We start from the raw sequence: 14,402 nt of genomic DNA, 5'->3' as shown, positions 1-14,402 counted from the left end.
CTTTATCTCGGCATAACCCCCTATCGAACAGGTGGTCACCGGGGTCGAGGGGATGCTGTACATGTCCTCGCAGTCGGCCACCGATGGCCGCATGATCCTCACGGTTACCTTCGCCCAGGGCACCAACGCCGACATGGCGCAGATCCAGGTGCAGAACCGCATTTCGCGGGTGCTCTCGCGTTTGCCCGAGGAGGTGCAGCGCCAGGGCGTGGTCACGCAGAAAACCTCGCCTGACATCCTGATGGTGGTGCATCTGCTGTCACCGGACAAACGCTATGACCCGCTCTATATCTCCAACTATGCGTACCTGCAGGTGCGCGATGAGTTGTCGCGCATCCCGGGCATCAACGATGTCCTGGTGTGGGGGGCCGGCGAATACAGCATGCGCCTGTGGCTCGACCCGGACCTGATCGCCGCCCGTGGGCTGACGGCAGGCGAAGTGATCGCCGCCGTGCGTGAACAGAACGTCCAGGTAGCGGCCGGGGCCGTGGGCCAGGCGCCCAACTCCAGCGCCGCCTTCCAGGTGACGGTGAACACGCTGGGACGGCTGACCGATGAAGAGCAGTTCGGCGACATCATCATTCGTACCGGCGACGATGGCCAGGTGACGCGCCTGCGCGATGTCGCGCGCATCGAGATGGGCGCGGATGCCTATGCCTTGCGCAGCCTGCTCGATGGTGAACCGGCAGTAGCGTTGCAGATCATCCAGAGCCCGGGCGCCAACGCACTCGACGTCGCCCAGGCAGTACGCGAAACCATGCAGGGCCTTGAAGGCAAGTTCCCCGAAGGCCTCACGTCACGCATTGCCTACGACCCGACGGTGTTCGTGCGGGCCTCGCTTGAGTCGGTGACCACCACGCTGCTGGAGGCGATCTTCCTCGTGGTGATCGTGGTGGTGGTGTTCCTGCGCAGCTGGCGGGCATCGCTGATTCCGCTGCTGGCCGTGCCGGTGTCGCTGGTCGGGACCTTTGCGGTCATGCACTTGATGGGCTTCTCGCTCAATACCTTGTCGTTGTTCGGCCTGGTGCTGTCGATCGGCATCGTGGTGGACGACGCCATCGTGGTGGTCGAGAACGTCGAGCGGCACATCGAGGATGGCCTGCCGCCAATCCAGGCGGCGCGGCGGGCGATGGACGAGGTGACCAGCCCGATCATCGCGATTACCTCGGTACTGGCGGCGGTGTTTATCCCGACGGCATTCCTCAGTGGCTTGCAAGGGGAGTTCTACCGGCAATTCGCGCTGACGATTGCCATCTCGACGATTCTGTCGGCGATCAACTCGCTGACCTTGAGCCCAGCACTCGCGGCCATGTTGCTGCGACCACGCGAGGCGGCGGTTGAACGTGACCCGAACAGCCTGCGCGGGCGTATCGAGCGGGCATTTAAAGCGCTGTCCCGGCCCTTCCAGCGGGCACCGGATGCCTATGGCAACACGGTGCGCAAGGTGGTGCGCGGCGGCGGGGTGGCGCTGCTGGTTTATGCAGGCCTGCTGGCGATGACCTATGTCGGCTTCAAGGCCGTGCCGCCAGGCTTTGTGCCAATGCAAGACAAGTACTACCTGGTCGGCATTGCCCAATTGCCCAACTCGGCAGCGCTGGGTCGCACTGAAGCGGTGGTCAAGCAAATGTCGGAAATCGCCCTGGCCGAACCCGGTGTGGAAAGTGTCGTGGCGTTCCCGGGGCTGTCGATCAACGGCTTCGTCAACGTGCCCAATGCGGCGGTGATGTTCGTCATGCTTGATCCGTTCGAGGCGCGGACCACTGCGGATCTCGCCGCCACTGCCATCGCCGGGCGCCTGCAAGCCAAGTTTGCGAGCATTCCCGATGGTTTCCTCGGGGTGTTCCCGCCACCGCCGGTGCCCGGCCTGGGGGCTACCGGTGGCTTCAAGATGCAGGTTGAAGACCGTGGTGGCCTGGGGCTGGACGCTTTGGTCCAGCACACCCAGGTACTGATGATGAAGGCCGGCGAGTCCGGCCAGGTGGGCGGCATGCTGACCAGCTTCGACGTCAACGCGCCGCAACTTGACGTGCTTATCGACCGCACCCAGGCCAAGAGCCAGGGGGTGCGCCTGGCGGATGTGTTCGAGTCGCTGCAGGTGTATCTGGGCTCGCTCTACATCAATGACTTCAACCGTTTCGGGCGCACCTACAAAGTCACGGCCCAGGCCGATGCTGATCACCGCATGCAAGCCGAAGCCATTGGCCGCCTGCAAGTGCGCAACGCGGCCGGGGACATGCTGCCGTTGTCCGCGTTTGTCACGGTGACGCCAAGCTCCGGCCCGGACCGGGTGATCCACTACAACGGCTACCCGTCGGCCGATATCTCCGGCAGCGCCATGCCGGGGGTGAGTTCCGGGCAGGCGGTGGCCGCCATGGAACGCCTGGCCAAGGAAGTGCTGCCCGAAGGCATGAGCTTTGAATGGACCGACCTGACCTACCAGCAAAAGCTTGCCGGCAACTCGGCGCTGTTCATCTTCCCGCTGTGTGTGCTGCTGGCCTATCTGATCCTGGCCGCGCAGTACAACAGTTGGCTGCTGCCGTTGGCGGTCATGCTGATCGTGCCGATGTGCCTGCTCAGCGCGATCATCGGCGTGTGGCTGGTGGGCGGCGACAACAACGTGTTCGTGCAGATCGGGCTGATCGTGCTGGTCGGGCTGGCGGCGAAGAACGCGATCCTTATCGTCGAGTTCGCCCGAAGTCAGGAAGCGCAGGGCGCCAGTACCCTTGAGGCGGTGATCGAAGCCTGCCGGTTGCGCCTGCGCCCGATCCTGATGACCTCGATTGCCTTTATCGCCGGGGTGATTCCCATGGTGCTGGCCAGTGGCGCCGGGGCGGAAATGCGTCAGGCCATGGGCATCGCGGTGTTCGCCGGGATGCTCGGGGTGACGCTGTTCGGCCTGTTCCTGACGCCGGTGTTCTATGTGTTGATGCGCAAGCTGGAGGTGCGTTTTGAGCGACGCAAGACCGATTCGCAGCGCAGCCTGGAGGAGGGCACGGTATGAAACGTCCTTATCACACCACGCTCTTGAGCATGGCCGCGTTCACCTTGCTGGCGGGCTGTGCGTCGGTCGGCCCCGACTATTCGCCGCCCGCCCTGGCACCGTCGCGTACCCCGGCGAGCTTTGGCACGTTGCCCGGCGGCGTTGCCGAGGGCGCGGTCGAGGTGCAGTGGTGGCGTACCTTTGACGACCCGGCGCTGACCGGGTTGATCCAGCAGGCGCTGGCGGCCAACCACGATATCGCCATCGCTGCCCTGCGCCTTGACGAGGCCAAGGCGCTGCTGCGCGAAAGACGCCAGGACTACCTGCCACGCGGCGGCCCCGCGTTCGGCTACGAGAACCGCCGGCTGAGCGAGGTGCAGACCCCGCCCGGCCAGTCGCGTGATGCTGAAACCTACCGGGCGGCGGTGGATGCCTCCTGGGAAATCGACCTGTTTGGTCGCGTGCGCCGCTCGGTGGAAGCCGCCCAGGCGCAAGCCGGCTCGCGTGAAGCGCTGTTGCGCGGTGTGCAGGCGAGCATTGCCGCACAGGTAGCGGCTGCCTGGTTCGCCTTGCGCGGTATCGAGGCTGAACTTGCGGTGGTCATCGACATCAGCCAAAGCCAGCGCGAAAGCCTGCAGATGGTCGAGCGCCTGAAGGGCGCGGGGGCGGCGAGCGAATTCGACCGCCTGCGCGCCGAAGCGTTCTTGCGCAGCGTTGAAGTCGCCGTGCCGGAGCTGGAAAGCCGCCGCACAGCTGCCATCAATGCCTTGGCGATCCTTTTGGGGCAGACGCCGCAGACGTTCACGCCACCCACGAACCCCGCCATGCCCGAGGCGCTGAGCGTGCGCAACATTGCCATTGGCGATCCTGGTGGGTTGCTGGCCCGTCGTGCAGATATTGCGGCGGCTGAAAGGGCCTTGGCAGCCGCGACGGCGCAGATCGGCGTGGAAACCGCCGGGCTCTACCCGGACGTCCAGGTGCTGGGCTCAATCGGGATTGTCACCGGCAGCCTGGATTCGGTCAGTGGTACTGAAGGGTTTTCGGCATTCATCGGCCCGACGATTCGCTGGAACCTCCTCGATTTCGGCCGGGTCCGTGCGCGCATTGCGGCCAGCGAGGCACGTAGCAAGGCGGCACTGATCAGCTATGACCAGACCGTATTGCGCGCCTTGCAGGAAACCGATGACGCCTTCAGCGCCTTTGCGTCTTCGGGCAACACCCTGGGGCTGCGCTTGCTTGAGTCGGCGGCCAATCGCGAGGCCGCGCGGCTCTCCCGAGTGCGCTTCAAGGGCGGGCAGGGCTTCTATCTGGATGTGCTGGAAGCCGAACGCTCCGACTTCGCCAGCCGCCGGGCACTGACGGTGGCCCGCACCAACCAGCGCCTGGCCCTGGTCAGTGTCTACAAGGCGTTGGGCGGCGGCTGGGAATACTGCGCGCAAACCGATCACGCCTGCGACGCGGCTGAGCGGCTCACGCAACCGGCGTTGCTCAAACAGGCGGCGTACACGCCTTGACCTTTCCCTGCTGGGAAGCTTCAGGCTTGCTTCAACAGAATCGTTAAAAGGGACAGTTCGATGGAAAATTCAATGGCAAGCGCTTCGCGCTCATCCGCCGCCGGCGCCCTCGGCCCGGCACCGGTGCGGTTGAGCCTGGCAGTCGACGGCATGACCTGTGCGTCGTGTGTCGGCCGCGTCGAGCGCGCACTCAAGGCAGTGCCCGGCGTGCAGGCTGCGGCGGTCAACCTGGCCACCGAGCGCGCCGACATCACCTTCAAGGGGGCGGCCGATCCTCGTGCCGCCATTCGCGCTATCGAAGTCGCCGGCTACAGCGTGCGTGAAGACAGCACCGAGCTGGTGATCGAGGACATGACCTGCGCCTCCTGCGTGGGCCGGGTCGAAAAAGCCCTCAAGCAAGTGCCGGGTGTACTCGACGCCACGGTCAACCTGGCCACCGAACGCGCCCGCGTCAAACACCTGGTGGGGGCGGTAGCCGTCGCCGACCTGGCGCAGGCGGTGGAGAAGGCCGGTTACCGGGCACGCGGCGTATCGGCGGCAACCACCAGCGCCGCCGACCAGGACAGCGAACGCCGCGAGCACGAGGCGCAGTCGCTGCGCCGTTCGCTGCTGATTGCGGCGATTCTCACCTTGCCGGTGTTTGTCCTGGAAATGGGCTCGCACCTGGTGCCGGCCATGCACCATTGGGTGATGGGTGTGCTGGGTGTGCAAACCAGTTGGTACCTGCAGTTCGTGCTTGCCACCCTGGTGCTGTTCGGCCCGGGCCTGCGCTTCTTCAGCAAGGGCATCCCGGCCTTGCTGCGCGGCGCCCCGGACATGAACTCGCTGGTAGCGGTGGGGACCTCGGCGGCGTACGGCTATTCAATCGTCGCGACATTCGCCGCCGGCATCCTGCCGCAAGGCACCGCCAACGTGTACTTCGAAGCGGCCGTGGTCATCGTGACCCTGATCCTGCTGGGGCGCACGCTGGAAGCCCGGGCCAAGGGCCGCACCTCGCAGGCGATCAAACGCCTGGTCGGCCTGCAGGCCAGGACCGCGCGGGTCGAGCGCAACGGTGAAATCGTCGAGATCGCGCTGGATGAAGTGAAAACCGGCGACATCGTGCTGGTGCGTCCAGGCGAGAAAATCCCGGTGGACGGCGAAGTGGTCGAGGGCGCCTCGTATGTCGACGAGAGCATGATCACCGGCGAACCGGTGCCTGTGTCCAAGGGCGTGGGCGCTCCGGTGGTCGGCGGCACCTTGAACAAGACTGGTGCGTTCAGCTTCCGGGTTACCCAGGTTGGCGGCAATACCGTGTTGGCCCGGATCATCCGCCTGGTCGAGGAAGCGCAGGGCTCCAAGCTGCCCATCCAGGCGCTGGTCGACAAGGTGACCATGTGGTTCGTGCCGGCCGTGATGGCGGCGGCAACGCTGACCTTCCTGGTGTGGCTGTTCTTCGGGCCGACTCCGGCGCTCACCTTCGCGCTGGTCAATGCCGTTGCCGTGTTGATCATTGCCTGCCCGTGCGCCATGGGCCTTGCCACGCCGACCTCGATCATGGTCGGTACCGGCCGCGCCGCCGAACTCGGCGTGCTGTTCCGCAAGGGCGAAGCCCTGCAGGCGCTGCGCGATGTGACGGTGGTTGCGCTGGACAAGACCGGCACTTTGACCAAGGGCCGCCCCGAGCTGACCGATCTGGTCCCGGCCGCAGGCTTTGAATACGACGAAGTCCTCGCGCTGGTTGCCGCAGTTGAGACCCGCTCCGAGCACCCGATTGCCGAGGCGATCGTGGCAGCGGCCAAGCAGTGTGACCTGGCCGTCGGCCCTATCGAGCACTTCGATGCCACCCCGGGCTTTGGCGTTTCAGCCAAGGTCGCGGGGCGCACGGTTGCCGTCGGCGCAGACCGCTTCATGACCCAGCTGGGCCTTGACGTGACGAGCTTCAAGACGGTTGCCCAGCAACTTGGCGAGCAAGGCAAGAGCCCGCTGTACGCGGCAATCGACGGGCGCCTGGCCGCCGTGATTGCGGTCGCCGACCCGATCAAGGAAACAACCCCCGAGGCGATTGATGCGCTGCATGCCCTTGGCCTCAAGGTCGCGATGATCACCGGTGACAACGCCGCGACCGCAGCGGCCATTGCCCGCCAACTGGGCATCGATGAAGTGGTGGCCGAGGTGTTGCCCGACGGCAAGGTGCAGGCACTGAAAAAACTGCGCAGTGGTGGCGCGCGTATCGCCTTTGTGGGTGACGGTATCAACGACGCGCCGGCGCTGGCCGAGGCCGATGTCGGGCTGGCCATCGGCACCGGCACCGACGTGGCCATCGAGGCCGCTGACGTAGTGCTGATGTCCGGCGACCTACGCGGTGTGCCGAACGCCATCGCGTTGAGCCAGGCGACGATCCGCAACATCAAGCAGAACCTGTTCTGGGCCTTCGCCTACAACGCCGTGCTGATCCCGGTGGCGGCCGGCGCGCTGTATCCACTCAACGGCGCGTTGCTGTCGCCGATTTTCGCCGCAGCGGCCATGGCCCTGTCCAGCGTCTTCGTGCTCGGCAATGCGCTGCGCCTGAAGCGTTTGCAGGCACCGCTGAGTACTGAAGTCGCGCATTAAACGAAACGTGTTTGACCTTGCCCTGTGGCAATGCCCGAACGTAGTCGGGCACCTTCATCCAATAGGAGATTTACATGCATCAGTTTTACATCCCGAACATGACCTGCGGCGGTTGCGCCAAGTCGGTGACCAAAGCGCTGCTGGGCCTGGATGCCCAGGCCAACATTGAAACGGACCCGCCCACCCGGCGGGTGCGAGTCACCAGCGCCCAGGGCGAGAGCGCCTTGCTGGCGGTGCTCAACGAGGCTGGCTTTCCTGCGCAGGTAGCGGCCCAGGGGTAACGGTTTTGCCGGCGCTCACCACGCCGGCAACCGTTGTTCAAGCCCGTGGCAGGTCAGGGTGCGAAGGGTCTCGCGTTTGGTTTTCTCACCGCAAAAAATAATTTTCCTACAGCCGTTGACCTTGCCATTACAGGAACCTTTAAGCTTTTTTTCGCAGCACAATAATAATAGTCAAGGGGTAGTTCAATGGATTCTGCAACCCTGCAACACCGCGCCAATTCCCAGCTGGCCGCTACCGATGCAACCACACTGTTGGCCGAGGCATTAAAGCCTGGCGCAACATACCCGCAAGTAACCCACGCACTCGAAGCACTGCTCGCCGTTGCCGAAAAAGGCCTTGAAGGAGACAAGTCCGCCTTTGCGCAATACCAGGCCCTGCTTTTGCAATTGCATGTGCCCGGTGAGCCGAGAACCGAACCGACTCGGCGCTGGATGGCCAGCCAGGTGTACCTGGTTGAAGATGAGTTCGCACCTGACTTGCCAGCCTTTGCCGCATTGCCGGTCGAGGAGTTCCGCAAGAAGGTCGACGCCGAAATCGAAGCCCGCAGCCGGGTAACCCACCCGATGTCGCTGCATCTGTTCCAGGGCACGCCGTCGCAGCAGGATGTGCGCTTCTTCCTGGAGCACCACTGGACCCGTTCCTACAACTTCTACAGCCTCCTGGCCGAACTGGCCTTCCGCTTCGAAGCCATCGAAGACGCGTCGGTGTTCTATCGCAATCTCTACGGCGAAGCAGGGGCCGAAGCGCCGGACCGTTCGCACCCGGCCTTGTTGTCCCACCTCATGACGCATTTCGATATTCCGCTGAATATCGATTTCCCAAGGCTCCAGCCGCTGGAAAAGGCCTACCTCAACAACCGCATCCGTTGTGTCCGCCACCCGGATGTCGCCTGGGGGCTCGCCTTGCTGTACGCGGTGGAGTCGGTCAGTTGCGTCAACCACCGGCGCATCTATGAATTGCTGCAACGCATGGGCGTTCCAGAACAGCCCAGCGAGTTCCACCGCCTGCACGGCACTCAGGATGAGATCGATACGGAAGAAATGTGGGAGTTGATCGCCAAGTTCGCACCGGACGAAGCCTTCCAGCGCAAGTTCATGCAATCGCTGGCACGCCACTTCGCTATCAACAAGGCGTACTTCGACGGGCTCTGGCAAGAGATGCAGGAGCTGTCTGACCACCGCGCCTGAGCCACCCGTATGCGAATAGAACAATAAAGGAGTGTTGACGATGCAACCCCGTAATTATTCCCTGCAGCAACTCAAGAACCTGTACACGCCTGAATCGCGCATGGTCGCCCAGGCGCTGGCGACAAACGCCACCCCGATCCAGATCGACCGCGCCGCGACCATGCTTGGCGCGCTGACCGAATCAGCCCTTCAGGGCGATGCCGCAGCCTTCGCCAACTATCAGCAATTGCTGTACATCCTGTCGTTGAGCGACGACACCGAAACGGCCTTGACCCGCCGCTGGCTGGCCAATGCGATATACCGCGTGGAAGAGCGCTTCCTGCCGTCGGCAGATATCGCCACGCCACTGTCCGAGGCGGACTTCCAACTGCGCCTGGAGCAGGAGATTGCCTCGCAATCGCGGGAAAAACACCCGATGTCGCAGTTCGTGTTCTCGGGCGCGGCTTCCCGGGCACAGTTGCAGGTTTTCCTGCGTCATCAATGGCTGCGTACCTTCCGCCTGTATCGCGACGCGGCAGACTTGCTGGTCAACCTGACCGACGTGGATGAAGCGGCCGCGCTCAGCCGTTACCTCTACGGCGAACTGGGCGAAGAGGACGAGCAACGCTCGCACCCACGGCTGCTGGCCAAGCTGCTCGCGGCCATGGACCTGCCCGCCGATTTCCAGGCGCTCTCGACCATGCCCGAAGAGATCGCCTACCTGAACAACCGTGCCCGTGCCTTCCGCAATCCGGATGCCGGCTGGGGCCTGGCGGTGTTCTACATCACCGAGCTGGTGGTGCCCGGCAACCACGAGAAGCTCTATCACGCGCTGCTCAAGGCGGGTCTCAGTGAAGATGAGGCCGAGTACTACAAGATCCACATCAGCCTGGTACCGCCACGGGCCAAGCGTGAATGGCAGCTGATTGCACGGCGCATTCCGGACATCGGCTTCCAGAACGCCTTCCTCACCTCGCTGTCGGCACACTTCCGCGTGGAAAGGGCCTACTACGACGCCGTCTGGAAAGAGCTGCAAGACGTGAAGTAACGGCCCAGGAACAACGCGAGTACAACAAAAATGCCGAGTCATATAACGGAATCTCGTATCCACGGGGGCGTCTACTCGTCCCCGGAATTTGCCGCGATTTTCTCTGATACCCAACAGGTACAGAAGTGGCTTGATGTCGAACGGGCGCTGGCGGCGACCCAGGCCGAGATGGGCATTATTCCCGTCGAGGCGGCGCAGGAAATTGCCCGGGTGGCCAAGGTGGAGCTGTATGACCTTGACGCGCTGGGCCGGGAAAGCCGGGAAACCGGGCACATTCTGGTGCCGCTGATTCGCGCGCTGGCAAAGTCGTGTTCAGCAGGGTGGGGTGAGTACGTGCACTACGGCGTAACCACCCAGGACATCCTCGATACCGGGCTCATCCTGCAGATCAAGGACGCCTGGGACCAGGTGCTGGGCCGGCTGCATTCAATCCGCAGCCAGTTGCTCAGCCTCGCCGTGCAGCACCAACACACGCCGATGGTGGCGCGAACCCATGGCCAGCAGGCGCTGCCCACCACGTTCGGCTACAAGGTGGCGGTGTGGGTGGACGAGCTTGATCGCCACCTGGAGCGCTTTGCCGAGGCCCAGGCGCGGGTGATGGTCGGCAACCTCACCGGCGCCGTGGGCACCATGGCGTCCTTCGGTGAGCAGGGCTTTGCCATTCAGCAGCGCACCCTGGCCCGGCTTGGGCTGGGTGCACCGTTGACCAGTTGGCACAGCGCCCGCGACCGGGTACTGGAAGCCGCGTGGCTGCTGGTGCAGACCTCGCTGACCTTGGGCCGTGTCGCCAACGAGGTCTATCACCTGCAACGCAGTGAGATCGACGAAGTGCGCGAGGGCAGCCGCCCCGGGCAAGTCGGCAGCAGCACGATGCCGCACAAGCAGAACCCGTCGACGGTCGACCTGATCAGTGCGCTGTCGCGCCTGGTCCGGGCGCAGATGGTTGCGCTGACCGACGCCGCGTTCCAGTTGCATGAACGCGACGGCTCGACCTGGCGCATCGAATGGGCGGCGTTGCCTGAGCTGTTCATCTACGCCGGGGCCTTGCTGACCCGGATGGATGAGCTGCTCAAAGCCGGCCTGGAGATCCGCACGGAGCGCATGCGCAGCAACCTGGATTTGCTCGGTGGGCTGATCATGTCAGAGCGAGCCATGCTCGCGCTGGGCTCGCTGTACGGCAAACAGACGGCGCATGAGCTGGTGCACCAGATTGCCCAGGAAACCCGCTTGAGCGGGATCACCTTTCGCGATGCCTTGTTGCAGGACGAGCGCCTGCGCGAATGCCTGACACCCCAGGCCATCGAAGACCTGCTCGACCCGGTCACCTATGTCGGGCTGGCAGCAGAAATGGTCGACCTGGTCGCTGCTTCAGGCAACACCCCGCAAGGGGCGACGTCACTGCAATCAAGCCCCAGTCGGTCTGCGCGTGTAATGGAGGGAATATGATGGATTCGCTAACGTTGGAAGCAGTCACCCGTTCTTCTAGTACTGCACGTTCGGAGCTAGGCAGCGTCGCTGAATGCGATGTGCAGTGCCAGCACGAGCACAGTCACATCCTCGATTCGAAAACCCACGGTGGCGGCTATGCCGGCCCCGTGAGCCGGAAGATCTTCTGTAGCCACTGCCGCTTGCAGCGCTGGCTGGATGTGGAAGCTGCGCTCGCCCTGGCCCAGGCAGATGTGAACATCATCCCTCGGCAAGCCGCACTGGATATCGCCAAGGCCGCCCGGCTCTCGGCCATCGATGTGTGCCAACTGGTCGAAGGGGTGGCGGCGACGGGGCATTCGCTGATGCCGCTGTTGTCGGCCCTGCAGAAAAATTGCAGCCCGAGCGCCCGTGAGTTCGTGCACTTCGGCGCCACTACCCAGGACATCCAGGACACCGCGCAGTCGCTGGAAATGCGCGATGTGCTGGACGCCATGGACCTTGCGCTGAATACCCTGCTGGACAAGCTTGCCGTGTTGGCGGACGCGCACCGTGACTCGCTGATGGTGGCCAGGACCCACTCGATCCCGGCACTGCCCACCACCTTCGCCCTGAAGGTGGCAGGCTGGATCGACGAGCTGATGCGCCACCGCGAGCGTTTGGCCGAGGCGCGCAAGCGCATCCTGGTGGTGCAGCTGTTTGGCGGCGTGGGCACGATGGCGGCGTTTGGTTCTGACGCCATGGCCATGCTCGAAGGCTTTGCCCGTCGGTTGGACCTCGACGTTCCGCTGGCCGGTTGGCACGTTTCGCGTGATCGCGTGGCGGAGTTTGTCAGCACGCTGGCCATGACCACGGCATCGCTGGCGCGGGTGGCGGATGAAATCCGTACCTTGAACCGTTGGGAGATCGGCGAGGTGGAAGTGGGCTGGTCTGATCAGCAGATCGGCAGCAGCACCATGCCGCACAAGCGCAACCCTGAAGGGTGCGAGCAGGTGGTGGTGCTTGCGCGCCTGGCCAAGGCGCAGGTCATGCTGGCACTGGACGCAATGATCCTGGAGCACGAACGCGACTACCGCGGGACGCGCCTGGAGTGGTGTGCGGTGGCGGACGTTTCCCACTATGCCTTGATGGCGCTGTCGTTGCTGACCGACACCATCAGCGGGCTGATCGTCAACGACGAGCGCATGGAGTGCAACGCCCACGCCTTTGGCGACGCCATCTGTACCGAGGCGGTGGTGTTCGAAATGGCCACCAAGCTGGGCAAGAGCAGTGCCTACAACATCATCTTCGAGGTGTCCCAGGCGTCGCAGCGTGACCATGTGTCGATCCGCGAGGCCATCGAATGCGATGCGCGGGTCATGGCGGTCATGGAGGCGGGGGCCTTGGCCCGGCTATTCGAGCCAAGGTCGCACCTTGGCATGTCTGAAACGATCGTTGACAGCGTCCTGGCCAAAGTTGGCAGCCGCAGCTACTGAATATCAACCGCATATCATGGAGAGATACATGTCCCAGGCAAACGCAATCGACAAGACCAAGGTCCAACAGTTTTCTGCGCGCATCATGGAGGATTACGGCAACACGCTGCGTGGCGCCATGCTGTACATCGGTGACCAGCTCGGCCTGTTCAAGGCGCTGGCCCACGGCGAGGCGGTGACCCTGGAAGAGTTTGCTGAGCAGACCGGGTTCAATGCGCGCTACCTGCGTGAATGGCTCGGCAGCATGGTTACCGGCAACTACGTGACCTATGACGCGCCAACCCGGCGCTACCGCATGCCGGCGGAATTCGTCCCGGTGCTGGCTGATGAGGATTCGCCGTATTTCGCTGGCGGCATCATCCAGTTGAGCGTGCCGTTCGTGAGCATGGCGCCGCGGGTCATCGAGGCCTTCCGCAACGGCGGCGGCTGCCCTGAAGAGGCCTTCCCGCTGGAGACCTGGGAGGGCATGGAACGCATGACCATGCCTTGGTACAAGCACTACCTGGTGCAGCACTGGATTCCTTCGCTGACGGGTGTGGAAGAGAAACTCAAGACCGGTGGCAGTGTGCTGGATTTCGGCTGCGGCAGTGGCCTGGCGGCCATCACCATGGCCAAGGCGTACCCTGAGGCGCGGGTTTATGGCTGCGACTTCCACTTGCCGTCCATTGAGCGGGCGCGGGCCAACGCCGAGGCAGCGGGCGTAGGCGATCGGGTGCAGTTCGAGGTGAGTGATTCGGATGCGCTGGCGGGCAAGAAGTTCGACTTCGTGACCACCTTCGTGGTGATCCACGATGCTACCGACCCGCAGCAGATGCTCAAGGACCTGCGTGCCTCCACGGCTGAGGATGGGACGTTCCTGATGGTGGAGCTCAACCTGTCGGAAGAGCTGCACGAGAACATGAACCTGTTTGGCCGGGTGATGTACCCACAGAGCACGCTGTATTGCATGACCTGTTCGCTGTCGCACGGTGGGGAAGGGCTTGGCGCCTTCATGGGCGAGAAGCGTGCACGGCAAATGGCCGAAGCGGCCGGCTTCAGCCAGTTCCGCAAAGTGCCATCCGAGTGGCCACCGATGCCTGCGCTGTTTGAACTGAAGCCTTAAGGGGTAAGTGCTTGGGAAAGGCATCTGGACGGTAGGTCAGGTGCCTTTTTTATTGGCCTGGAGAAATGGGGAGTACGAATTACCCAGCTCCCAAAATACAGATACATCCACCAACCTTGTGGGAGCTGGCCTTGCCAGCGATGAGGCCGGCATTGCTGGCGGCTGGTACCCAGCCGATCGCTGGCAACGCCAGCTCCCACATAGCCGCTACCGTGAGGCGCGGCTACAAAAATAATGCCTCACCCAGCATCTGCCGCATTGCACAGCGGCCCTGCAAACCGCGCGAATGCTCATACACCAGCTGCCGGCGCAGAAAATCACTCATCTGCCCATCATCCAACGCGACAAACCCCAGCCGTGTATAGAACGGCGCATTCCATGGCACCTCGACAAAGGTCGTCAGCGTCAACGCGGTAAATCCCTGGCCCTGCGCCCAATCACGCACATGGGCAATCAACCGACGGCCCAGCCCCTGGCCCTGATACGCGTGATCAACCGCCAATTCCTCGATATGCAGCGCATCGCCCTGAACGCAGGCACACAGAAACCCCAGCGGCATGTCCTGCTCATCTACCACCAGCCAATCCAGCCCTTCGGCGATGAACGCCAGGTGATCGGCAGCGCTCAGCACCCCATGCTCGGCAATCCAGGCCAGGCCCTTGATGCCCAGAAACGCCTGGGCGGCCGATTGTTCGATGGACGGAAGCTGGCCCGCTTCCTGAGGGCGCGCTAGGCGAAAGTCAGGCTTCATGATCAAGGCTCTGCAAACAGTGAAACCTCAGTCTGGGCAAAGCCAACGCGTAGCACAAGCTCTACGC

Annotated in this window: 9 protein-coding genes and 1 pseudogene; 9 read left to right on the top strand and 1 reads right to left on the bottom strand. The window is 63.5% G+C overall.

Annotation, left to right across the window (positions count from 1 at the left end; translation table 11 throughout):
* Window positions 1-19: 19 nt before the first annotated feature.
* The 9 genes and pseudogenes from M5G11_RS18435 to M5G11_RS18395 all read left to right on the top strand — a co-directional run.
* A pseudogene (locus M5G11_RS18435) lies at window positions 20-3,001 on the top strand (efflux RND transporter permease subunit); the annotation flags it as partial.
* Window positions 2,998-4,494, top strand: coding sequence for an efflux transporter outer membrane subunit (locus M5G11_RS18430; RefSeq protein ID WP_273912673.1), 1,497 nt, complete (start codon window positions 2,998-3,000; stop codon window positions 4,492-4,494). The pseudogene M5G11_RS18435 and the gene M5G11_RS18430, both read left to right, overlap by 4 nt.
* 72 nt (window positions 4,495-4,566) lie before the next feature.
* Entirely contained in the window at window positions 4,567-7,086 is a 2,520-nt protein-coding gene (locus M5G11_RS18425; protein ID WP_273912672.1) for a heavy metal translocating P-type ATPase, read from the top strand.
* 74 nt (window positions 7,087-7,160) lie between these two features.
* A complete protein-coding gene (locus tag M5G11_RS18420) occupies window positions 7,161-7,367 on the top strand; it encodes a heavy-metal-associated domain-containing protein (protein WP_273912671.1) in 207 nt (68 codons plus the stop codon).
* Between the two features lie 186 nt (window positions 7,368-7,553).
* Window positions 7,554-8,555, top strand: coding sequence for an HOASN domain-containing protein (locus M5G11_RS18415; protein WP_273912670.1), 1,002 nt, complete (start codon window positions 7,554-7,556; stop codon window positions 8,553-8,555).
* Window positions 8,556-8,595: 40 nt separating this feature from the next.
* Entirely contained in the window at window positions 8,596-9,582 is a 987-nt protein-coding gene (locus M5G11_RS18410; RefSeq protein ID WP_273912669.1) for an HOASN domain-containing protein, read from the top strand.
* A 30-nt stretch (window positions 9,583-9,612) separates the two neighbouring features.
* A complete protein-coding gene (gene purB, locus M5G11_RS18405) occupies window positions 9,613-11,028 on the top strand; it encodes an adenylosuccinate lyase (RefSeq protein WP_273912668.1) in 1,416 nt (471 codons plus the stop codon).
* On the top strand, window positions 11,028-12,482 hold the full coding sequence (locus M5G11_RS18400) for a class-II fumarase/aspartase family protein (RefSeq protein WP_273912674.1): 1,455 nt from the start codon (window positions 11,028-11,030) through the stop codon (window positions 12,480-12,482). Before purB ends, M5G11_RS18400 begins: the two co-directional genes overlap by 1 nt.
* 28 nt (window positions 12,483-12,510) lie before the next feature.
* Window positions 12,511-13,584, top strand: a complete 1,074-nt coding sequence (locus M5G11_RS18395; RefSeq protein WP_273912667.1) for a class I SAM-dependent methyltransferase — start codon at window positions 12,511-12,513, stop codon at window positions 13,582-13,584.
* 223 nt (window positions 13,585-13,807) lie between these two features.
* Here M5G11_RS18395 and M5G11_RS18390 read toward each other — a convergent pair whose 3' ends face one another.
* A complete protein-coding gene (locus M5G11_RS18390; protein ID WP_273912666.1) occupies window positions 13,808-14,335 on the bottom strand; it encodes a GNAT family N-acetyltransferase in 528 nt (175 codons plus the stop codon).
* Between the last annotated feature and the right edge of the window lie 67 nt (window positions 14,336-14,402).

It is taken from the genome of Pseudomonas fontis (assembly GCF_028656955.1).
Lineage (GTDB): Bacteria > Pseudomonadota > Gammaproteobacteria > Pseudomonadales > Pseudomonadaceae > Aquipseudomonas > Aquipseudomonas fontis.
Note: the sequence above shows the minus strand (reverse complement) of the source record. Positions and strands in the feature narration are given on the sequence as shown.

Coding starts and splice junctions, on each gene's coding strand:
- M5G11_RS18430 (WP_273912673.1), top strand. CDS start 2,998: ATGAAACGTCCTTATCACACCACGCTCTTGAGCATGGCCGCGTTCACC.
- M5G11_RS18425 (WP_273912672.1), top strand. CDS start 4,567: ATGGCAAGCGCTTCGCGCTCATCCGCCGCCGGCGCCCTCGGCCCGGCA.
- M5G11_RS18420 (WP_273912671.1), top strand. CDS start 7,161: ATGCATCAGTTTTACATCCCGAACATGACCTGCGGCGGTTGCGCCAAG.
- M5G11_RS18415 (WP_273912670.1), top strand. CDS start 7,554: ATGGATTCTGCAACCCTGCAACACCGCGCCAATTCCCAGCTGGCCGCT.
- M5G11_RS18410 (WP_273912669.1), top strand. CDS start 8,596: ATGCAACCCCGTAATTATTCCCTGCAGCAACTCAAGAACCTGTACACG.
- purB (WP_273912668.1), top strand. CDS start 9,613: ATGCCGAGTCATATAACGGAATCTCGTATCCACGGGGGCGTCTACTCG.
- M5G11_RS18400 (WP_273912674.1), top strand. CDS start 11,028: ATGGATTCGCTAACGTTGGAAGCAGTCACCCGTTCTTCTAGTACTGCA.
- M5G11_RS18395 (WP_273912667.1), top strand. CDS start 12,511: ATGTCCCAGGCAAACGCAATCGACAAGACCAAGGTCCAACAGTTTTCT.
- M5G11_RS18390 (WP_273912666.1), bottom strand. CDS start 14,335: ATGAAGCCTGACTTTCGCCTAGCGCGCCCTCAGGAAGCGGGCCAGCTT.